This window comes from Pseudomonas sp. SZ40 (assembly GCF_052958135.1).
In genome coordinates this window covers 1-21,710 of record NZ_JBQWIF010000036.1, presented here as the reverse complement: position 1 = coordinate 21,710, position 21,710 = coordinate 1, and the positions used below count along the sequence as shown (strand labels likewise).

13 protein-coding genes are annotated in these 21,710 nt (G+C 64.2%); 5 read left to right on the top strand and 8 right to left on the bottom strand.

The annotated features are described in order from the left end of the window. The first annotated feature begins 1 nt into the window (after nucleotide 1). The 4 genes from ACT9T4_RS21825 to ACT9T4_RS21810 all read left to right on the top strand — a co-directional run bounded on the left by ACT9T4_RS21825 (nucleotide 2) and on the right by ACT9T4_RS21810 (nucleotide 5,706). The gene (locus ACT9T4_RS21825; RefSeq protein ID WP_042552842.1) at nucleotides 2–1,363 is read left to right on the top strand and encodes a DUF1329 domain-containing protein; all 1,362 of its coding nucleotides are present in this window, start codon (nucleotides 2–4) and stop codon (nucleotides 1,361–1,363) included. A 153-nt stretch (nucleotides 1,364–1,516) separates the two neighbouring features. Further along, nucleotides 1,517–2,563: a WD40/YVTN/BNR-like repeat-containing protein gene (locus tag ACT9T4_RS21820; RefSeq protein WP_042552843.1), complete on the top strand. Its 1,047-nt coding sequence runs from the start codon at nucleotides 1,517–1,519 to the stop codon at nucleotides 2,561–2,563. Between the two features lie 19 nt (nucleotides 2,564–2,582). Next, the gene (locus ACT9T4_RS21815; protein ID WP_042552844.1) at nucleotides 2,583–4,961 is read left to right on the top strand and encodes an efflux RND transporter permease subunit; all 2,379 of its coding nucleotides are present in this window, start codon (nucleotides 2,583–2,585) and stop codon (nucleotides 4,959–4,961) included. Between the two features lie 157 nt (nucleotides 4,962–5,118). Further along, on the top strand, nucleotides 5,119–5,706 hold the full coding sequence (locus ACT9T4_RS21810; protein ID WP_042552845.1) for a LysE family translocator: 588 nt from the start codon (nucleotides 5,119–5,121) through the stop codon (nucleotides 5,704–5,706). Nucleotides 5,707–5,968: 262 nt separating this feature from the next. Here ACT9T4_RS21810 and ACT9T4_RS21805 read toward each other — a convergent pair whose 3' ends face one another. The 8 genes from ACT9T4_RS21805 to ACT9T4_RS21770 form a co-directional block, all read right to left on the bottom strand. Further along, entirely contained in the window at nucleotides 5,969–6,793 is an 825-nt protein-coding gene (locus ACT9T4_RS21805) for a helix-turn-helix domain-containing protein (protein ID WP_499118889.1), read from the bottom strand. Nucleotides 6,794–6,806: 13 nt separating this feature from the next. Continuing rightward, the gene (locus ACT9T4_RS21800) at nucleotides 6,807–8,447 is read right to left on the bottom strand and encodes a BatD family protein (RefSeq protein WP_042552847.1); all 1,641 of its coding nucleotides are present in this window, start codon (nucleotides 8,445–8,447) and stop codon (nucleotides 6,807–6,809) included. After that, nucleotides 8,444–10,198, bottom strand: coding sequence for a VWA domain-containing protein (locus ACT9T4_RS21795; protein ID WP_499118887.1), 1,755 nt, complete (start codon nucleotides 10,196–10,198; stop codon nucleotides 8,444–8,446). Before ACT9T4_RS21795 ends, ACT9T4_RS21800 begins: the two co-directional genes overlap by 4 nt. Further along, nucleotides 10,195–11,226 (bottom strand): vWA domain-containing protein, encoded by a 1,032-nt coding sequence (locus tag ACT9T4_RS21790; RefSeq protein ID WP_499118885.1) that lies wholly within the window; start codon nucleotides 11,224–11,226, stop codon nucleotides 10,195–10,197. Before ACT9T4_RS21790 ends, ACT9T4_RS21795 begins: the two co-directional genes overlap by 4 nt. Beyond that, entirely contained in the window at nucleotides 11,219–11,713 is a 495-nt protein-coding gene (locus ACT9T4_RS21785) for a DUF4381 domain-containing protein (RefSeq protein ID WP_042552850.1), read from the bottom strand. Before ACT9T4_RS21785 ends, ACT9T4_RS21790 begins: the two co-directional genes overlap by 8 nt. Then, nucleotides 11,710–12,663 (bottom strand): DUF58 domain-containing protein, encoded by a 954-nt coding sequence (locus tag ACT9T4_RS21780; protein ID WP_042552851.1) that lies wholly within the window; start codon nucleotides 12,661–12,663, stop codon nucleotides 11,710–11,712. Before ACT9T4_RS21780 ends, ACT9T4_RS21785 begins: the two co-directional genes overlap by 4 nt. Next, complete coding sequence (locus tag ACT9T4_RS21775) at nucleotides 12,663–13,622, bottom strand: AAA family ATPase (protein WP_042552852.1); 960 nt, start codon at nucleotides 13,620–13,622, stop codon at nucleotides 12,663–12,665. The genes ACT9T4_RS21780 and ACT9T4_RS21775 overlap by 1 nt, the downstream gene beginning before the upstream one ends. Before the next feature lie 194 nt (nucleotides 13,623–13,816). After that, a complete protein-coding gene (locus tag ACT9T4_RS21770; protein ID WP_499118883.1) occupies nucleotides 13,817–15,700 on the bottom strand; it encodes a methyl-accepting chemotaxis protein in 1,884 nt (627 codons plus the stop codon). A 564-nt stretch (nucleotides 15,701–16,264) separates the two neighbouring features. Between ACT9T4_RS21770 and ACT9T4_RS21765 the strand changes: the two genes are divergently transcribed. Beyond that, complete coding sequence (locus ACT9T4_RS21765; RefSeq protein ID WP_499118881.1) at nucleotides 16,265–21,133, top strand: NAD-glutamate dehydrogenase; 4,869 nt, start codon at nucleotides 16,265–16,267, stop codon at nucleotides 21,131–21,133. The last annotated feature ends 577 nt before the right edge of the window (nucleotides 21,134–21,710 follow it).

Sequence of the window (21,710 nt, the reverse complement as noted above, 5' to 3'; positions counted from 1 at the left end):
GATGCTGAACCTCAAAGGCGTCGCAGTCGCGCTGGTGCTGCTGGCCGGTAACGCCCAGGCGGCTGTTTCGCCTCAGGATGCGGCCAGGCTGGGCACCAGCCTGATGCCACTTGGCGGCGAGAAGGCCGGCAACGCAGCGGGCACCATTCCGGCCTGGACAGGCGGGATCACCCAGGCACCGGCTGGTTATCAAGGCTCGGGCAAGCACCATGTCGATCCTTTCGCGAACGACAAGCCGCTGTTCACCATCACCAAGGCCAACCTGCAGCAGTACCGGGACAACCTCACACCTGGGCAGATCGCACTGTTCGAAGCTTACCCGGATACCTACCAGATGCCGGTGTACACCAGTCGCCGTTCCGGTTCGGCGCCGCAGTGGGTCTACGACAACACGGCGAAGAACGCGCTCAGCGCCAAGCTGCTCGACGGCGGCAACGGCTTCGCCGATGCCTACGGTGGCATCCCGTTCCCGATCCCGCAGAGCGGTGTCGAGGCGCTGTGGAACCACATCGCCCGTTATCGCGGTACCTACATCGTACGGCGTGCCTCGGAAGTGGCGGTGCAGCGCAATGGCTCCTACTCGCTGGTCACCTCGCAGCAGGAAGCGATGTTCAAGTTCTACGACCCCAAGGGCAGTTACGCCAACCTGAACAACATCCTCTTCTACTACCTGTCGTTCACCCGCAGCCCGGCGCGTCTGGCCGGTGGCGCGGTGTTGGTCCACGAGACCCTCGATCAGGTCAAGGAGCCGCGTCAGGCCTGGGGGTACAACGCCGGTCAGCGCCGTGTGCGGCGAGCACCTAATCTCGCCTATGACACGCCGATCTCCGCAGCCGATGGCCTGCGTACCGCCGATGACACCGACATGTTCAACGGCGCTCCGGATCGTTACGACTGGAAGCTGGTCGGCAAGAAGGAAATCTACATCCCCTACAACAACTACAAGGTCACCAGCCCGCAGGTCAAATACGAGGATCTGCTGCAGGTCGGTCACCTCAATCCGGCTTTCACCCGCAATGAACTGCACCGGGTGTGGGTCGTGGAGGGCACGCTCAAGCCCGGCGCCCGGCACATCTATTCCAAGCGAACCCTGTATCTCGACGAAGACAGCTGGCAGGCTGCGGTGGTCGATCAGTACGATGGTCGGGGGGAATTGTGGCGCGTGTCTCTGGCATATCTGAAGAACTACTATGAGCTGCCGACTACCTGGTCTGCGCTGGATGTCTTCCACGATCTGCAGGCGCGTCGCTACCACGTACAGAATCTGGATAACGAAGAAGCCAATACCATCGACTTCAGTCAGCCTGCCGTCGATGATGGCTACTTCACGCCGGCAGCGCTGCGCCGCCGCGGGACTCGCTGAGTTGATGGCGCGATCGACTGCGCGGCTGTCATTCGCGCGATCGATAACGCGGGCTTTTTCTTACAAAACAGTGGATTTTGGATCCGCAAAGGCCGCTAGCATGAGCGTCGCTTCACAGGCGCTGGCAATAACAAGAAGAAGGGGGAGTTTTGTATGAGTGAGCCCATTTTGCGGCGCATCAGGGGCGGGAAAAGCGTGCAGCCGGTGCTGCAGGCACTATCGCTGTGCGCGCTGCTGGTGGCCGCCGCGCCGCTCGTGCAGGCGCAAGCCCCTGACGAGGCCGTCAGCTATTCGGTACCTTCGGCAAAGGCCGTGTCCAGCCTGTTGCTCGATATCGCTCACGCTGGCAAACGCCTGGTGGCGGTCGGTGAGCGCGGCCACATCCTCTATTCCGATAACGATGGCACGAGCTGGGAGCAGGCCAAGGTACCGACCCGGCAGATGCTCACTGCGGTGTTCTTCGTCGATGACAAGCACGGCTGGGCGGTCGGTCACGACGCCCTGGTATTGGCGACCACCGATGGCGGTGCCACCTGGGTCAAGCAGTTCGAGGACCTGCAGCGCGAGGCGCCGTTGCTCGACGTCTGGTTCAAGGATCTGCAACACGGCTTCGCCATCGGCGCCTACGGGGCGCTGCTGCAAACCAGCGATGGTGGCGCCACCTGGGAAGATGTCAGCGACCGTCTCGACAACGAGGACGCCTATCACCTCAACGGCATCGCCGAGGTGAAGGACACCGGTCTGTTCATCGTCGGCGAGATGGGCAGTCTGTTTCGCTCCGTCGATGGCGGCGAAACCTGGGAGACTCTGGAGGGCCCGTACCAGGGGTCGCTGTTCGGCGTGCTGGCCACCGGCGAGCCCCGCGGCCTGCTGGTCTATGGCCTGCGCGGGCACCTGTTCCAGTCCACCGACGGCGGTGACAGTTGGCAGCAGATCCCGTTGGCTACCGCCAGCGGCGGCACCCTGGAGTTTGGCCTGGCCAGCGCGGCCTTGCTCGATAACGGCAGTATCGTGGTGGTCGGGCATGGCGGCAGCGTGCTAACCAGCAGCGATCGCGGCCACAGCTTCAGCGTGTTCAATCGCCCGGATCGGGTGTCGCTGGCGGGCGTGACCGCAGGTGCCGATGGCAAGCTGATTCTGGTCGGGCAGGGCGGCGTACGCCTGACCTCGTCGACCGGTGCCAATCCAGGCCAACAATAACAAGCTGGGGTAGTGTTCGATGAGTAACCATCACCAAGACAAGGCTAGCCTGCTTGAGCGCCTGATCTTCAACAACCGGCCGGCGGTGATCCTGATCTGCCTGCTGGTCAGCGTGTTTCTGTTCTTCCAGGCCACTCAGGTCAGGCCGTCGACCAGCTTCGAGAAGATGATCCCGCTGAGCCATCCGTTCATTCAGAACATGATGGAACACCGCAACGACCTGGCCAACCTGGGCAATACCGTGCGTATTTCCGTGGAGGCCAAGAATGGCGACATCTTCAGCAAGGAGTACATGGAGACGCTGCGTCTGATCAACGACGAAGTGTTCTACATTCCAGGTGTCGACCGCTCCGGGCTGAAGTCGCTGTGGAGCCCCAGCGTGCGCTGGACCGAAGTCACCGAAGAGGGCTTCGCCGGTGGCGAGGTGATCCCGCAGACCTACGACGGCAGCCCGCAGAGCCTCGAGGAACTGCGCAGCAACGTGCTCAAGTCCGGGCAGATCGGTCGCCTGGTGGCGAACAACTTCAAGTCCAGCATCATCGATGTGCCGCTGCTCGAGTCCTACCCGGACCCCCAGGACCAGGGCCGCTTGATCAAGCTCGACTACCAGGAGTTCTCGCACCAGCTGGAAGAGAAGATCCGCAGCAAGTACCAGGCGCAGAATCCCGACGTGCAGGTGCACATCATCGGCTTCGCCAAGAAGGTCGGTGACCTGATCGATGGCCTGGTCATGGTGGCACTGTTCTTCGGCGTGGCGCTGCTGATCACCTTCGTGCTGCTGTACTGGTTCACCTGGTGCATCCGCAGCACCATCGCGGTGCTGATCACCACCCTGGTGGCGGTGGTCTGGCAACTGGGCATGATGCACTCGGTCGGCTTCGGCCTCGATCCGTATTCCATGCTGGTGCCGTTCCTGATCTTCGCCATCGGTATTTCCCACGGCGTGCAGAAGATCAACGGCATCGCCCTGCAATCCGGCGGCTGCGAAGATGCGCTGACCGCAGCGCGGCTGACGTTCCGGCAGCTGTTCCTGCCGGGAATGATCGCCATCCTCGCCGACGCCGTCGGCTTCATCACCCTGTTGCTGATCGATATCGGCGTGATCCGTGAACTGGCCATCGGCGCGTCCATCGGTGTCGCGGTCATCGTCTTCACCAACCTGATCCTGCTGCCAGTGGCGATTTCCTATATCGGCATCAGCAAGAAGGCCGTGGAGCGCAGCAAGCGTGACGCGGTGAGTGAGCATCCGTTCTGGCGTCTGCTGTCGAACTTCGCCAGTTCCAGGGTCGCGCCGGTTTCCGTGGCGTTGGCCCTGTTCGCCGGTATCGGCGGCTTCTGGTACCAGCAGCAGAACCTGCAGGTCGGCGACCTCGATCAGGGCGCGCCCGAGCTGCGTCCGGATTCGCGCTACAACCTCGACAACGATTTCGTGATCCGCAACTACTCCACCAGCTCCGATGTGCTGGTGGTGATGGTCAAGACCGCGCCGGAAGGCTGTTCGACCTACGAAGCCCTGGCGGCCATGGACGAGCTGATGTGGACGATGGACAACACGCCCGGTGTGCAGTCGGCGATCTCCATGGTCAGCGTGTCGCGGCAACTGATCAAGGGCATGAACGAGGGCAACCTGAAATGGGAAACCCTGTCGCGCAATCAGGACGTGCTCAACAACTCCATCGCCCGCGCTGACGGCCTGTACAACGCCGACTGCTCGGTGGCACCGGTGCTGGTGTTCCTTCAGGACCACAAGGCCGAGACGCTGAAGCGCGCAGTGGCGGCGGTAGAAGGTTTCGTCGAGGAGCATAAGTCCGAAAACGTGGAGTTCCTGCTGGCTGCCGGTAACGCCGGTATCGAGGCCGCGACCAACGAAGTGATCAGCACCTCGGAGCTGCTTATCCTGGTCTTGGTGTACCTGTGCGTCGGCATCATGTGCATGATCACCTTCCGCTCGTTCGCCGCCACCGTGTGCATCGTGCTGCCGCTGATCCTCACCTCGATCCTCGGCAACGCCCTGATGGCGTTCCTGGGTATCGGCGTGAAGGTCGCGACCTTGCCGGTGATCGCACTGGGCGTGGGGATCGGCGTGGACTACGGCATCTACATCTACAGTCGCCTGGAAACCTTCCTGCGGGCTGGCTTGCCGTTGCAGGAAGCCTACTACCAGACCCTGCGCTCCACCGGCAAGGCGGTGCTGTTCACCGGGCTGTGCCTGGCCATCGGCGTGGCGACCTGGATGTTCTCGGCGATCAAGTTCCAGGCCGACATGGGCCTGATGCTGACCTTCATGTTCATCGTCAACATGTTCGGCGCCTTGTGGCTGCTGCCTGCGCTGGCGCACTTCCTGATCAAGCCGGAGAAGCTCGCAGGCAAGAAGGGCGGTTCGTTGCTGGCCCATTGAAACCGATGGCGACATGAAGAAACCGCGGCCTGGCCGCGGTTTTTTTTGCCCGCCTTTCCCTGCAGCCACTCTGCGGGCCATGCGTGTTTTCTTCAATACGCCTCGGTGGCCACCGGTTAATTTGCCTCACTCCAAATCAGTGGTGGGGGCATGCGTGATGAGTCTGTTTCTGTCCATGGCGGCCTTTGCACTGGCCGCATCCATTTCTCCCGGACCGGTCAATCTGCTTTCGCTGAGCACCGGTGCGCGGCACGGATTGCGGGTTGCGTTGCGACATGTCGCTGGCGCGACGCTGGGCTTCACGTTGCTGCTGGTGCTGATCGGCATGGGGCTGCACGAACTGTTGTCACTATTACCCGGGCTGACCGTGGCGATTCAGTGGGCGGGCGTGGCTTTCTTGTTGTACCTGGCGTGGCGATTGGCAGCCGACGATGGGGCGCTGCAGGCGGGCGAGGGCGCACCGGTCGCTTCGTTCATGCACGGCGCGCTCATGCAATGGCTGAATCCCAAAGCCTGGCTGGCGGCAATCGCTGGCATGGGCGCCTTCGTTGCCGATGGTGAGGCCTTGCTGGTCTGGCAGTTCGCCGCGATCTACTGCGTGGTCTGCTACCTCTCGCTGGCCTGCTGGGCCTATGCCGGTACCTGCTTGCAGCCGTACCTGCAGGCGCCGCAGCGGGTGCGGGTTTTCAATCGGGTGCTGGCGGGGTTGTTGGTGGCCAGTGCGGGTTATCTGGTGTTGGCGTAAGCCCGTTAAAGCCTATTCACGGTCTTTATGCGCATGAAGCGGCAACTACAAGGCATTCCTGCGTAGGGTGGACAACGCTCTTTTTGTCCACCATTACGATCGCAGAGCGGTGGACGGGTGAAGCGTCGTCCACCCTACAAAAGGCCGCTCCCGCCACTTAGCTGCCGAAATCGATGAACCTGGGCTGAAAGATTATGAACAGGTTCTTAGAGCGCCACAGAACCGGAGCTCGGCATTGGGCCGGGTTATTGCGTGGTTGTCCCTAGCCGCGGTACTGGCCGGGGGTGGCGGCGAGGAATTGCTTGAAGGTGCGCTGGAAATGGGCCTGGTCGGCGAAGCCGGCTTCCAGAGCCACGTCGGCCAGTGGGGCGCCGTTCTTCAGGCGGGAGTGGGCGAACTGGATGCGGCGGTTGAGCAGGTAGGCGTGGGGCGTCATGCCGTAACGTTGCTTGAAACCACGAATCAGTTGCGACGGTGACAGCTGCGCGGCTTCGCACAGGGTGTCGAGCCTGAGCGTTTCCCCGCAGTGCTGGTGGATCAGGCGGGCGGCGTGTTCCAGGCGTGGGTTCATGCGCTCATCGCTGTCGCCCTCCAGCGCCAGGCGTTGCAGCGCGAGGTTGAAGAAGGCCGTGGCCTGAGCGGCCTTGCCGTTCGCGCCAAGGCTGGGGTCGAGCAAGGTTTCACGCAGTTGCAGCAGGCCCTCATACAGTTCGGCATCGTCACTGGCGATGCAGGCGAAGCGCTGGAAGACCGGCGTATCGGTCAGCCCCTGCGCTTGCTGCAGGTGGCCCAGCCACTGCGGGTCGACATACAGCATCAGGTACGACCAGGGTTGCCCGTCGATGGGGTTGCAGGCGTGCACGTCGCCGGGATTCATCAGCACTACCGTGCCCTGGCTGACGTGACGGTCCACATCGCGATTGCTGTAGGTGCTCTGCCCACGGGTGATTGCTCCGATGGAGAAGATCTCGTGGCTGTGCCGGCCATAGCAGACCTGGCGGCCATCCTCGATCGAGCGCAGTTCGACGAAGGGCAGCTCGGCGTCACGCCAGAAGCTGGGAAGCGCGGACACCGGCTGCTCGATCATTGGCCTTTCCTGTTCAGCGAGGATAAAGAGGTGGCAACTGGGTGGTTTCCGGGCCGTTTTCCTGAGCGCTTTCGGCTGCCGGCAGCTCGCCGATGGCCTGCCACAGCTGAGCGCCCTGCCAGTGCTGGCCACTTTCGCTGTACAGCGCGCCGTTGAGGCCATCGAGGGCTTCGGACAGCGGTGCGAACCGGGCTGCCATATCGGCCAGGGTTTCCGGTTGCTGGCGTGCCCAGGCGTCGAGGGCCTGGCGGGTGGCCTGGCTGTCGTTGGCCAGGCAGGCGCGCTTGAGATCGTCGAGCAGGGTGCGTGGGCTCGGGCCGCTCTGTGCGGCGCGCTGGATGGCTGGCTGGCGCCGTGCGTGCCACCACAGGCCGAAGCCGAGCACAGTGGTCAGGGCGAACAGCACGCTGCTCAGCTGCCATGGCCACAGCAGGACGTCCTCGACAGGGGCGCTGCGCGGGCGCGGCTCCACCGGTTGCTCCACGCTCATGGCCGGGTCCGCTGCCACTTCCAGGCTGCGTCCCGGGAGGCTGCTGCGCTCCAGGCGGTCTTCGTGGGTGTTCCACCACACCACCTCGACTGCCGGCAGCTCCAGCGTGCCGGCCTTGCTGGCCACCAGGGCCTCACGCTCCTCTCGGCTGCCGATCAGGCCGCGCTCGCTGCTTTCATTGTTCAACTGCGGCTGGTCCGGATAGCGGCGCAGACCGTCCACGGTGGTCGCTGGCAGCGGCGGCAACTGAGCACTTGAGAGTCCGTCGGCCTTGAGCATCAGGCTGCGGGTCAGCGAGTCACCGACCTTGACCTGGCCGGGCTCCGGGCTCCAGGCCTCGGCCAGGCTCAGGGCGCGGGCCGGCAGCCAGGGCACGTCAGCGGGGTAATCGGCAGGCTTTGCCTTGACCGTCAGCGGTATTTCCGGGGATTTGACCCGCGTGACCTTGCCGGGGCGCGGCCCGAATGGCAGGTAGTCGTTCTTGTTGGAGCGATCGACCAGGGTGGCGCTGAACACCTGGCCGGGAATCGTCAGCTGGCCGCTCTTCTGCGGGAAGATCGCATAACGCAGCTCGATCACTCCATGGCGGACGCCGCCAATGTCCTGTTCATAGGTGCGTGGTTCGCCCAGGGATTCGACGCGGGCATCGGCGATTTCCAGCGGCGTCAGGCTGCTGTCGTCGTACAGCGACACTGAGTGGTAGATGCGCAGGGTCAGCACGCTCTGCGCCTGCACGTAGACGCTCTCGTGATCCAGGCTGGCATCGATGAACACCGGTGCCATCTGCTCGTCCGCACTCTTGGTGGTCGACTCCAGCACGTGCAGGCTGATCGGCTGACTCTGCGAGTTGCCCAGGCGCAGCGGAGGCACCACCACATAGCCGCTGTGGCGCGGTCGCAGGGTGACGATCCAGCGTGTGGTGGCGCGGGCTTCGCCATCCAGCGTGGTGAGACGATTGACCTGGCGGGTGCCGAGCACTTCGAAGAGTTCGTTGAGCGGCGCCAGGTCGGGTTTGCCGAACTGGGTGGAGTCCGTGGACTCCAGTGTCAGGTCGACGCTTTCGCCGAGGTTCAGCCGGCTGCGGTCGACGCTGGCGATAAAGTCCTGCGCGCTGGCCTGAAACGCCAGCAGACAGAGGAGCAGGGTGCAGAGCAGGCGGGTCATCGTGGCTGTTCCTGACGCTGTTGCTGTTCGTACCAGAATTTGCGGCGCAGCAATTCGCCCGGGTCATCGGGGATTTGCCGCAGCCATTGTTCAAGAGCCTGGCGGCGCTCGCCATCGAGCGGTCCATCGACTTCCGCCGTGCCCGTATCGGCCGGTGGTGATGCCGGCGTTTCTGCGTTCTCCCCTGTCTCGGAGGGCTGGCCCGGCGAGGTTTTCGGATCGCTCGGTGGCTGTTGCTCCTGCGGCGTGCCAGGCTGGCCCTGACTGCTCTCGCGCTCGTCCGGTGTAGGCGCCGCAGATTGACCGGGCTGCTGCTGTTCGTCGTGTTCCTCGCGCTGCTGCTCGTCCGGCTGGTCTTTCTGCTGGCTTTGCTGCTGTTCACGCTGGCGCAGCAGTTCTTCCACCAGTGCCTTGTTCTTTTGCGCCTGCAGCAACTGCGGGTCGATTTCCAGCGCGCGTTCGTAGGCGTCCACGGCAGCTTCCAACTCGTTGCTGCGGGCCAGGGCGTTGCCGCGGTTGTACAGCGACACCGCGCTGTCGCTCTGGGCGAACTGCTCGGCAGCGGCGGCGTAGTCTCCGGCTTGGTAAAGCGCCAGGCCGCGCCACTGCGGATCGTCGAAACGTTCTGCGGCCTCCTTGGGGCGCTGCGCTTCGAGCAGCCGCTGGCCCTGCTGATCGGCACGCAGCCAGAGGTCGTCGAAGCTGAACGCCATGCCCGTCTGCGGGGTGCCCAGCAACAGCAGCGGCAGACACAGCAGCCAGCCGCGGCGCCCGGCACAGGCCGCCAGCAACAGCAGGGGCAGCAACAGCCAGTAGCCCTGATCGGCCCAGCTGCGCAGTTGCGTCTTGTGGCCATTGTCGCGCAACTGCTGCGGGCCATCGAGCAGGCCGAGGGTACGCAGGTCGCGCTCGTCGAGGCTGATGGCGCGGTATTGGCCGCCGAGCTCGCGAGCGAACCGGCTCAACCCGGCGGTGTCCAGGCGCGGGATGAGGATGGCGCCCTGATCGTCTTTCATGAAGGTGCCGTCTTCCTGGACGATCGGTGCGCCCTCGCTGCTGCCGACACCGAGAATGCGCAGGCGCTCGCCACGGCTGCCGAGCAGCTTGCCGATGGCGCTGCGTTCGCTGTCATCGAGACTGCTGGTGATCAGCAGCAGACGCCCCTGGCCCTGAGCGCCGCCCTCGAGCAATTGCAGAGCCTTGGCCACAGCCAGGTCGGCGCGCTTGCCCGGTTCCGGCATGATCGATGGCTTGAGCGCTTCGAGGAGGTTGCGGCTGGTGCCCAGGTCGTCCGACAGCGGTACCACGGTGTGGGCGCTACCGGCGTACACCACGATGGCGGTCTGTGCGTCACCGCGGGCCTGCAGCAGGTCGAGCAGTTTGCGGCGGGCCTGGGCCAGGCGGTTGGGCGAGGCGTCGCTGGCCAGCATCTGCGGGGTCAGTTCGAGCATCACCACCAGCGGATCGGCCGGCTTCATGTCGTTCTGTTCCACCCGCTGCCAACTGGGGCCGAGCAGCGCCAGGATGGCCAGCAGCCAGGCCAGACCGAGAGCGATCCACGGCAGGCGACTGCTGCGACCGCGGCCGCCGCGTAGCAGCACGGCATGGAAGGCAGGCGGCAACAACGTCTGCCAGCGGCCGCTGCGTTTTTCCCGATGGGTGAGCAGCCACAGCAGCCAGGCCATCAAGGGCAGCAGCAACAACCACCAGGGGCGCAGCAGGTGGGGCCACAGGCCGGCGAATTCGCTCATGGTGCCTTGCGCCTCAGCCGCTGGGTGAGGGTTAGCCGCTGCTGACGCAGCTGTGGCCAGAGGCTACGCATCACCAATGCCAGGCTGAGCACCACGGCCGCAGCCAGGGGCCATGAGTAGAGCGCCATGGCAGGGCGCGCCAGGGTCGGTTGCTGGGCCACCGGCTCGAGGCGGTCGAGGGTCGCTTCGATGGCCTGCAATTCGTTCTGATCGCGGGCGCGGAAGTACTCGCCGCCGGTGAGTTCGGCAATCGCGCGCAGGGTCGGCTCGTCCAGATCCAGGCTGGGATTGAAACCGAACGCCGCGAAGTTGCCGCCCTGCTGCGGGTCGGCGCCAATCCCGATGGGGTAGATGGTCACACCTTCTTCCGCGGCCAGGCGGGCGGCGATCATCGGCTCGATTTCGCCGCCGTTGTTGGCGCCATCGGTGATCAGCACCAGCACGCGGCTGTGCGCCGGCCGCTGACGCAGCCGTTTGACCGCCAGGCCGATGGCGTCGCCGATGGCGGTGTTCTTGCCGGCGATGCCGATCACCGCTTCGTCGAGCCAGGTGCGCACGGTCTGCCGGTCGAAGGTCAGCGGCGCCTGCAGGTAGGCCTGGCTGCCGAACAGGATCAGCCCGAGCCGGTCGCCGGTGCGACCTTCGATGAAATCGCCCATCAGGTGTTTGACCAACACCAGGCGGCTGACTTCCTCGTCTTCCCAGCGCATGTCGGCGTAATCCATCGAGCCGGATACGTCCACGGCGATCAGCAGATCACGCCCGCTGGCCGGCAACGGCAGCGGCTCGCCGACCCATTCCGGGCGTGCTGTTGCGCTCAGCAGCAGGAGCCAGAGCAGGGCGAAATACACCTGTTTCCTCCAGGGCGGCAGTTGCAGGCGAGCACGTCGACCGGACAGGTTTTCCAGTTCGCCGAGGAAACTCACCTGCAACGCGGCCTCGCCGCTGTCGGCTGGTGGCAGCCACATGCGCAGCAGCCAGGGCAGCGGCGCGAGCAGAAAGATCCACGGCCAGGCGAACTCAAACATGCTTGCGAATCCAGATGGCGACGGCCCCGTTGAGGCCCTCGATGGCCTTGTCGTCCAGCGTGCACTGTGGCTTGTAGGCGCCTTCGACCAGGATCATCCAGCGGGTCAGGCCGGCGGCCGGGCAGCGGTTGTCGAGAAACGCCAGCCAGGCCCGGCTGCTCAGGGTATGGCTGTGGCTGTCCGGGTAACGTTCGCGGCACAGGCGCTTGAGCAAACCGTTGATCTGTTGCAGCCAGGGCCCGGCAGGGGCGCCGTCGTAAGGTTTGCTGAGGCGTTGCAGTTCCTGCAGGGCCGCCTCGCGCAGCGGATCAAGGGGCTGTTCGGCGGCTTGCCTGCGGGTGGGTTTGGGCAGCCGCTTGAGCAGGCGCCAGGCGCCCCATGCCAACAGCGGCAACAGCAGGGCGAGCAGCCACCAGCCAGGTGCGGGCGGCCACCAGCCAACGGCGGCCGGGGCGATCAGCGGCTGCAGTTGATCGAGCGGGTTCATGCCGATTTACCGGGGCGCAGGTTGTTCAGGTGTTCACGCAACTGCTCGACCAGCTCATGGCGAGTGGACAACGACAGCAGCGGCACCCCGAGCTTCTGCGCCAGGCGCTGCCAGCGTGCCTGACGGGCCTGCGCCTGGGCTGCGTAGCTGTGCTGCAGGTTGGCATCTTCGGTGTCCACTTCCAGCTGGGCGTCACCATCGGCGAAACGCAGCAGGCCGGATGCCGGCAGGGCGTGGTCGAGTGGGTCGGAGACCGGCAGCAGCAACAGGTCGGTATGCCTGGCGAGCAGGATCAGCTGTTGTTCGCTGCTGTCGCTCAAGGTGCGTTCGTCGCAAAGAATCACCACCAGGCTGCCGGGGCGCAGCACTTCCCGGGCCCGGCGCAGGGCCTGACCGAAGCTGTCCCGGTAGACCGGTGCCTCGCCGTCCAGCGCCTGATTGGCACGGGCCAGGCGGCTGAGCAGTTGCAGCAGGCTCTGTTTGCTGCGCCGCGGTTTGATTTCGTGATGGTCCTGGCCGCCGAATACCAGGCCACCAATGCGATCGTTATGGCCCAGTGCGGCCCAGCCGATCAGCCCGGCGGCACGGGCGGCCAGCACCGATTTGAACATCAGGCCGGAGCCGAAGAACAACTGGCGGCTCTGCTCCACGAGAATGTAGATCGGCCGCTCGCGTTCTTCGTGGAACAGCTTGGTATGCGGCTCCTGAGTGCGTGCGGTAACGCGCCAGTCGATGGTGCGCACGTCGTCACCGGGTTGGTAGACCCGCACCTGATCGAAGTCCACACCGCGCCCGCGCAGCTTCGAATGGTGCAGGCCGATCAGCGGGCTGCGCCTGCCAGGCGAGGAAAACAGCTGCACTTCACGCACGCGGTGGCGCATGTCGATGAGTTGGTTGAGATCGGTACGGATGCCCGCCTGCAGCTCAGGGTTATCCGCGGGCGATTGCATCAGGCTACCGCGACCACGTCGAGGATGCGCTGGATCACGCGATCCTGATCGATGCCCGAGGCTTCCGCCTCGAACGACAGGATGATGCGGTGGCGCAGCACGTCGAACAGCACCGCCTGGATATCTTCGGGGCTGACGAAGTCGCGACCGGCCAGCCAGGCATGGGCGCGCGCGCAGCGGTCCAGGGCGATGGAGCCACGCGGGCTGGAGCCGTGGGCGATCCACTCGGCCAGCTCGGTGTCGAACTTGCCCGGGGTGCGTGAGGCCATGACCAGCTGCACCAGGTATTCCTCTACCGCATCGGCCATGTACAGGCCGAGAATTTCCTTGCGCGCCGCGAAGATCGCCTGCTGGCTGAGGCGATGATCGGGCTTGGTTTCACCGTGCAGCGCCTCGCCACGGGCCTGGGCGAGGATCTTGCGTTCCACGTTGGCATCGGGGAAGCCGATCTTCACGTGCATCAGGAAGCGGTCGAGCTGCGCCTCGGGAAGCGGGTAGGTGCCTTCCTGCTCGATCGGGTTCTGGGTGGCCATGACCAGAAACAGTGGCGACAGATCGTAGGTGCTACGGCCCACCGACACCTGACGCTCGGCCATGGCCTCGAGCAGTGCCGACTGTACCTTGGCTGGCGCCCGGTTGATCTCGTCGGCGAGCACCAGGTTATGGAAGATCGGCCCCTGCTGGAACACGAAACTGCCGGTTTCCGGTCGATAGATCTCGGTGCCGGTGATGTCGGCAGGCAGCAGGTCCGGGGTGAACTGGATACGGTGGAACTCGGCTTCGATACCTTCGGCCAGCTCCTTGATCGCTTTGGTCTTGGCCAGGCCCGGGGCGCCTTCGACCAGCATGTGGCCGTCAGCGAGCAGGGCGATCAACAGGCGATCGATGAGCTTTTCCTGACCGAGGATCTGGCTGGCCAGGAAGTGGCGAAGGGCGAGCAGCGCGTCTCTGTGTTCCATAGGTTTTCCAGGATGGAAATCGCGAGCGACGACCCCGCTCGTCAGGGCCGACCATGATAATCGAAGGCAGGGGGGTTAAGCCATGCGGGGCATGCTCTGTTGCGCATATCGCCACCCTGCGGTGCTTCGATCGTGTGCCTGGTCACGTATCCGGCCAGCCGCTGCGCCATTGGCGCATGCGGCTGGCGATCCATTCAGGCGATGCGGAACCGATTGGCGCTGTGATTGAGGGCTTCGACCTGACGCGACAGGCCCTGGGTATGTTCGTCGAGGCTCAGGCGCAGGGTCTTGGTCCTGCCGGTGTGCAGGTTGATGTCCTCGACCTTGGCGGCGATCTCCTCGGTGGTGCTGGATATCTGCTCGATGGCGACCACCACCTGATTCATCTCCGTGCTCAGGTGTTGCATGGAGCCGGTGATGCCGTCGATGGCCAGGGCCACTTCGCCGGAGCTGCGCTCGCCCTGTTCGGCGAGGTTCAGGCCGCTGACCATCAATTGATCCATCCGCTGGGTCTGCTGGCGCAGCTCGTTGACGATCAGCGCGATGTCGGTGGTGGCGGCCACGGTCTTCTGGGCCAGGGAGCGTACTTCGTCTGCCACCACCGAGAAGCCACGGCCCGCTTCCCCGGCCCGGGCTGCCTCGATGGCAGCGTTGAGGGCGAGCAGGTTGGTCTGGTCGGCCAGGCCGTTGATCACGTCGATGATGCTGGTGACCTTACCGCTGGACTGGGTGAGGGCGGTGACCTGGGTGTGGGTGTCCTGAATCAGCTGCGAGAGGTGACGCATGTTGTCGGCGCTGGCGACGATCACCGTGGCGCCGTTGCGCGCCGACTGGTAGGCGGCCTGGGTGGCGTTGCCGACATCGGTGGTGCGCTGGGCCATTTCGTTGACCGTGGCGGAAATCTGCTGGGAAGCCGAGGCCGCCTGTTCGGTCTGCATTTCCACCTGCGTGCTGTTTTCCTCCAGGCGGCGCATCGCCTCGTTGAGGTAACTGTGCAGGTGGTTGAGCTCCCGGTTGCCATCGACCACCTGGCGAATCACCCCGGCGATGCCCTGAGTCATCTGGTTGGAGGCGCTGCCCAGCTGGTTGAACTCGTCACGCGGGTTGACGCCCACGTCGATACGCGCGGTGAGGTTGCCGGCGGCCACCTGGGACAGCAGCCGATTGACCTTGTCCAGCTGCGCCATCAGCAGGCGCGAGGCCTGGCTCAGGGTGACCAGCATGAACAGCGAAACCAGCACGAAGGTCAGCGCCATCGTCCAGTTGGCCGCGCTGCGTGCCTGCTCGGCCTGGCGCGTGGTAGCGCTCAGTACGTTCTGCTGCAGGTACAGGTTCTGGGCGTCGATGCTTTCTTCGACCTGGCGACCCTGCTCGAACAGATGCTTCTCGGTGGCGGCGATGCGCCGGATCAGTGTGTCCGCCGTTGTGAAGTCCGCGGTATAGGTGCTTACCGCCTTGCCGACCTGACTGTCCTGCCATTCCAACTCGATGATGCGTGCCTGCAGATCGCTCAGGGCCGCCTGCACGCGTCCGGCGTAGGCCGCATCGAAGGTGGCCAGGTAATCGCGCTGGTTGCTCAGGGCCTCGGCAATCGAGGCCTGAATCAGGCTGATGCTCACGCGCTCGAGGCCTTTGCCGCTTTCGGCGAGCCTGGCACGTTGCCCGGTGAAGGGGGTGAGGCCGAGTTCGTGGGACTGTTCCAGCCAGTTCTGCTGCAGGCGTATGTCGTCCTGCAGCAGTTCGTCGATGTACCGGGCGCTATCGATCAGCGAGGCGTCATTCAAACCTCCGGCGTGCTCGACGTATTGGCGCGCCAGATCGCCAAGCGAGGCGAGGCTGGCCTGGAAATCGGCTTCGCCCTCTGGCGTCAGGCGGCGTCGTTCGGCGCCCAGTTTGAGCCATTGATTCATCAGGGTAGCCGAGGCGCCGGCATAGGCCGTGGCGTTCTCCCGGGCCTGCAGGGCGTTGTCGAGTTTCTGGCTGGCCCAGAACGAGGACGCGGTCATCAGCGCGAGGCTGGAGAGGGTGATGACAATCAGCAGACGAAACTTCTGCTTCCAGGAGAGGAAGAACGGCATGGGGTAGTGTCCATTTGGCATTATTTTTATTGACGCCAGACTTTAGGCGCTGTGCCACTACAGTGCAAGAAGTTGTACGACGTCTGCTTTGCTGGGGACCGTGTGAACGAAAATGTCGCCGCACGGCAAGCGTCAGCGCCTGCACTGTCGTTAAGCTCAGGTGGCCTCTGTGACCGAGAAGTCATCGTTCGAACACTCTGGCAAAGCGGCTGAGCGGGCAATTTCGGGTCGCTGCGCTAAGGTTGAACTCGGACATGGAACACGAATCGCAAAGGAGGGGCTGTTGTCGTTTCAGCACGACCGCGCCGGAGCCTGTTTTGCCGCGAGGCAAGGCACGAGACGCGAAGTTTGGTATTCCAAATGAGTGGCGAGAAACGCTGCCTCGCGGCAAAACAGGCCCGGCCCTGCGGGTTGTGCGAGAAATTTCGCCATGCGTTGTTGGAGGACTTGGCAAGGGAACACCATTCCCGGCGTCCTCCGCCTAGCCTGGCGAGATTTCTCGCTACAACGCGGTTCGTACTGAAACGACAACAGCCCCTCATAGCCCATAGACGGAGCAAAAACATGGCGTTCTTCACCGCGGCCAGCAAAGCCGACTTTCAGCATCAACTGCAAGCGGCCCTGGCGCAGCATGTCAGTGAGCAGGATCTGCCACGAGTGGCCCTGTTCGCTGAACAGTTCTTCGGCATCATCGCCCTCGAGGAACTGACGCAACGGCGTCTTTCCGACCTGGTTGGTTGCACCCTTTCTGCCTGGCGCCTGCTGGCCAGTTTCGATCCTGCCCAGCCCCAGGTACGCGTGTTCAACCCCGACTATGAAAAGCATGGCTGGCAAAGCACGCACACCGGCATCGAAGTGTTGCACCCGGACATCCCGTTCCTCGTCGACTCCGTGCGTATCGAACTCAAGCGCCGCGGTTACAGCATCCATACCCTGCAGAACAGCGTGCTCAGCGTGCGTCGCGACGCTCAGGGCGCGCTCATCGATCTGCTGCCCAAGGGCAGTGCCGGCCCGGATGTCACGCGCGAATCGCTGATGTTCCTGGAGATCAACCGTTGCGCCAGCAACGCCGAGATCAAATCGCTGCAGAAGACTCTGCTCGAAGTGCTCGAAGAAGTGCGCCTCTCCGTTGCCGATTTCCAGCCGATGAAGGCCAAGGCTCAGGAACTGCTGACCAAGCTGGGCGACGGCACCCTTGGCCGCGGCCAGAGCGAAGTCGCCGAGCTGGACGAGATCAAGGTGTTTCTCGACTGGCTGCAGGACGACCACTTCACCTTCCTCGGTTACGAGGAGTTCACCGTTCACGACGACGCCGTCGGTGGCTACCTGCAGTACGACGAAAGCTCGCTGCTGGGCCTTTCCAAGCGCCTGCGCAGCGGTCTGAGCCAGGACGACCTGCGCATCGAGCCCTACGCCCTGGCGTACTTGCGCGAACCCAGCCTGCTGTCCTTCGCCAAGGCCGCGCAGCCGAGCCGCGTGCACCGTCCGGCCTACCCGGATTTCGTTTCCATCCGTGAAATCGACGGCGAAGGCAAGGTGGTCAAGGAGTACCGTTTCCTCGGCATCTACACCTCCACCGCATACAGCGAGAGCGTGCGCGAGATTCCCTACATTCGCCGCAAGGTCGCCGATGTGGAGAAACGCTCCGGTTTCATCTCCCAGGGCCACCTGAGCAAGGAGCTGGTCAAGGTCCTCGAAGTGCTGCCGCGCGATGATCTGTTCCAGACGCCGGTAGACGAGCTGGCCAGCACCGCGCTGTCGATCGTGCAGATTCAGGAGCGCAACAAGGTGCGCCTGTTCCTGCGCTTCGACCCCTACGGTCGTTTCGTCTATGCCCTGGCCTACGTGCCGCGCGACATCTATTCCACCGAGACCCGCCTGCGCATTCAGCAGGTGCTGGTCGATCGCCTGCAGGCCAGCGATTGCGAGTTCTGGACCTACTTCTCCGAGTCGGTATTGGCCCGTGTGCAGTTCATCCTGCGTGTGGACCCGAAGACCAAGCTGGACATCGACCCGCAGCAGCTCGAGCGCGAGGTCATTCAGGCCTGCCGTTCCTGGACCGATGACTACGCCTCCCTGGTCGTGGAGAACTTCGGTGAAGCCAAGGGCACTCGCGTACTTACCGACTTCCCGAAAAGCTTCCCGGCCGGTTACCGCGAGCGCTTCCCGGCGCATTCGGCGGTGGTCGACATGCAGCACCTGCGCAGCCTTTCCGAGGAGCGCCCGCTGGTCATGAGTTTCTACCAGCCGCTGGTGCCGGGTGAGCGCCAGTTGCACTGCAAGCTGTATCACGCCGATACGCCGCTGGCGCTGTCCGACGTGCTGCCGATCCTGGAGAACCTCGGCCTGCGCGTGCTCGGTGAGTTCCCCTATCGCCTGCAGCACCAGAACGGTCGCGAGTTCTGGATTCACGATTTCGCCTTCACCTATGCCGAGGGCATCAAGCTCGACATCCAGCAGCTCAACGACACCCTGCAGGACGCCTTCGTGCACATCGTGCGCGGCGACGCCGAGAACGATGCCTTCAACCGCCTGGTACTGACCGCCGGCCTGCCATGGCGCGACGTGGCGCTGCTGCGTGCCTACGCCCGTTACCTGAAGCAGATCCGTCTGGGCTTCGACCTTGGCTACATCGCCAACACCCTGCTCAATCATGCCGATATCGCTCGCGAGCTGGTGCGTCTGTTCAAGACCCGCTTCTACCTCGCCCGCAAGCTCGGCGCCGATGACCTGCAGGACAAGCAGAACAAGCTGGAACAGGCGATTCTCGGTGCCCTGGACAACGTCGCGGTGCTCAACGAAGACCGCATCCTGCGTCGCTACCTGGACCTGATCAAGGCGACCCTGCGTACCAACTTCTATCAGCCCGATGCCCAGGGTGAGGCGAAGCATTACTTCAGCTTCAAGTTCAACCCGAGCGCGATCCCCGAACTGCCGCGACCCGTGCCGAAGTTCGAGATTTTCGTCTACTCGCCGCGCGTCGAAGGCGTGCACCTGCGCTTCGGCAACGTCGCGCGGGGCGGTCTGCGCTGGTCCGACCGTGAAGAGGACTTCCGTACCGAAGTGCTCGGCCTGGTCAAGGCGCAACAGGTCAAGAACGCGGTAATCGTGCCGGTCGGTGCCAAGGGTGGTTTCGTGCCGCGTCGCCTGCCTCTGGGCGGCGGTCGTGACGAGATCCAGGCCGAGGCCATCGCCTGCTACCGCATCTTCATCAGCGGGCTGCTCGACATCACCGACAACCTCAAGGACGGCGACGTCGCGCCACCGGCCAACGTGGTACGCCACGACGTCGATGACCCCTATCTGGTCGTCGCCGCCGACAAGGGCACCGCGACCTTCTCCGACATCGCCAACGGCATTGCTGGCGAATACGGCTTCTGGCTGGGCGATGCCTTCGCCTCGGGCGGTTCTGCCGGTTACGACCACAAGGGCATGGGCATCACCGCCAAGGGCGGCTGGGTTTCCGTGCAGCGTCATTTCCGCGAGCGCGGTATCGACGTGCAGAAGGACCTGACCACCGTGATCGGTATCGGCGACATGGCCGGTGACGTATTCGGCAACGGCCTGCTGCTGTCCGAATCGCTGCAGATGGTCGCAGCGTTCAACCACCTGCACATTTTCATCGACCCGAATCCCGATGCGGCGCGCAGCTTCATCGAGCGCAAGCGTCTGTTCGATCTGCCACGTTCGAGCTGGGCCGACTACGACACTTCGCTGATTTCCCAGGGCGGTGGCATCTTCCTGCGCAGCGCCAAGAGCATCGCCATCAGCCCGGAAATGAAGGCCCGTTTCGACATCCAGGCCGACAAACTGGCGCCTACCGAGCTGCTCAATGCACTGCTCAAGGCGCCGGTGGATCTGATCTGGAACGGTGGTATCGGTACCTACGTCAAATCCAGCCGGGAAAGCCATGCGGACGTCGGCGACAAGGCCAACGACCTGCTGCGCGTCGACGGTCGTGAACTGCGCGCCAAGGTGGTGGGCGAGGGCGGCAACCTGGGCATGACCCAGCTCGGCCGTGTCGAGTTCGGCCTCAATGGCGGCGCCAGCAACACCGATTTCATCGACAACGCCGGTGGTGTGGACTGCTCCGACCACGAGGTGAACATCAAGATCCTGCTCAACGAGATCGTCACCGCCGGCGACATGACCGGCAAGCAGCGCAACACGCTGCTCGCCGAGATGACCGAAGACGTCGGCAATCTGGTGTTGGGCAACAACTACAAGCAGACCCAGGCCCTGTCGCTTGCCGAGCGTCGTGCCCGTGAGCGTCAGGGTGAATACAAGCGCCTCATGGCGGCCATGGAAGCGACCGGCAAGCTCGACCGTGCCCTGGAGTTCCTGCCTACCGAAGAGGAGCTCAACGAGCGCGCCACCAAGGGCCAGGGCCTGACCCGTCCTGAGCTCTCGGTGCTGATTTCCTACAGCAAGATCGAGCTGCAGGAGTCGCTGATCAAGTCCGACATCGCCGACGACGATTACCTGGCCCGCGAAATGGAGACCGCCTTCCCGCCGCGCCTGGCCCAGCAGTATGGCGAGGCCATGCGCCGTCACCGCCTCAAGCGCGAGATCGTCAGCACGCAGATCGCCAACGACCTGGTCAACCACATGGGCATCACCTTCGTGCAGCGCCTGAAGGAGTCCACCGGGGTGGGTTCGGCGCAGGTAGCCGCTGCCTACGTCGTGGTGCGTGACGTGTTCCACCTGCCGTTCTGGTGGCGGCAGATCGAGGCCCTGGACAACCAGGTGCCGGCCGATCTGCAGCTGACCATGATGGATGAGCTGATGCGCCTCGGCCGTCGTGCCACTCGCTGGTACCTACGCAGCCGTCGCAACGACCTGGACGCTGCCCGCGACGTCGCCCACCTCGGCCCACGGGTCAAGGCCCTGGCCATGCGTCTGGACGAACTGCTCGAAGGGCCTGCTCGCGACCAGTGGATGGCGCGCTACCAGACCTACGTCGAAGCCGGTGTGCCGGAGCTGCTGTCCCGCGTGGTGGCGGGCACGGGGCACCTGTACACGCTGCTGCCGATCATCGAATCGGCAGACCTCACCGGCCGCGAGCCCACCGAAGTGGCCTCGGCGTACTTCGCCGTTGCCGACGCGCTGGATCTGTCGTGGTACCTGCAGCAGATCAGCGGCCTGAGCGTGGAAAGCAACTGGCAGGCCCTGGCCCGCGAGGCATTCCGCGATGACCTGGATGCCCAGCAACGGGCCATCACGGTGTCCGTGCTGCAACTGCCGGGCGGCCCGGAGTCCATCGAGGAGCGCGTCGAAGCCTGGCTGGAGCAGAACCGTCGCCTGGTCGACCGCTGGAAGGCCATGCTGGCCGAGCTGCGCTCTGCCTCCGGGAGCGATTACGCCATGTACGCCGTGGCCAATCGTGAACTGAGCGATCTGGCGCAAAGCCAGCTGCCGGTATTGCCCGCGTGATCCACTGAGCTAGCGCAACAAACGAAAACGCCCCGACTGGTTCGGGGCGTTTTTTTATCTGCGACTCCTCCGGGCCGGATCATCCGCGTCGACCATCCGATTCGCCCGCAAGCGGGCTCCTACAGAACCGGGGTGTTCGCTGGCTGGGTGGCGGGCTCGATCGCGTAGGAGCCCGCTTGCGGGCGCTGGAGTGGTGGCCGCACCGCGATACCCGCGTTGGTCCCATTCCGGTAGACGCAGCTCTTGGCGCCATCCGCTGTGGTTGAGTGAAGCGACACCGGAGACTCTTCTCCGGCAGACCGCTGCCGTCTAGGCCGGATCATCCGCGTCGGCCATCAGATTCGCCCGCAAGCGGGCTCCTACAGGACCGGGGTGTTCGCTGGCTGGGTGGCGGGCTCGATCGCGTAGGAGCCCGCTTGCGGGCGCTGGAGTGGTGGCCGCACCGCGATACCCGCGTTGGTCCCATTCCGGTAGACGCAGCTCTTGGCGCCATCCGCTGTGGTTGAGTGAAGCGACACCGGAGACTCTTCTCCGGCAGACCGCTGCCGTCTAGGCCGGATCATCCGCGTCGGCCATC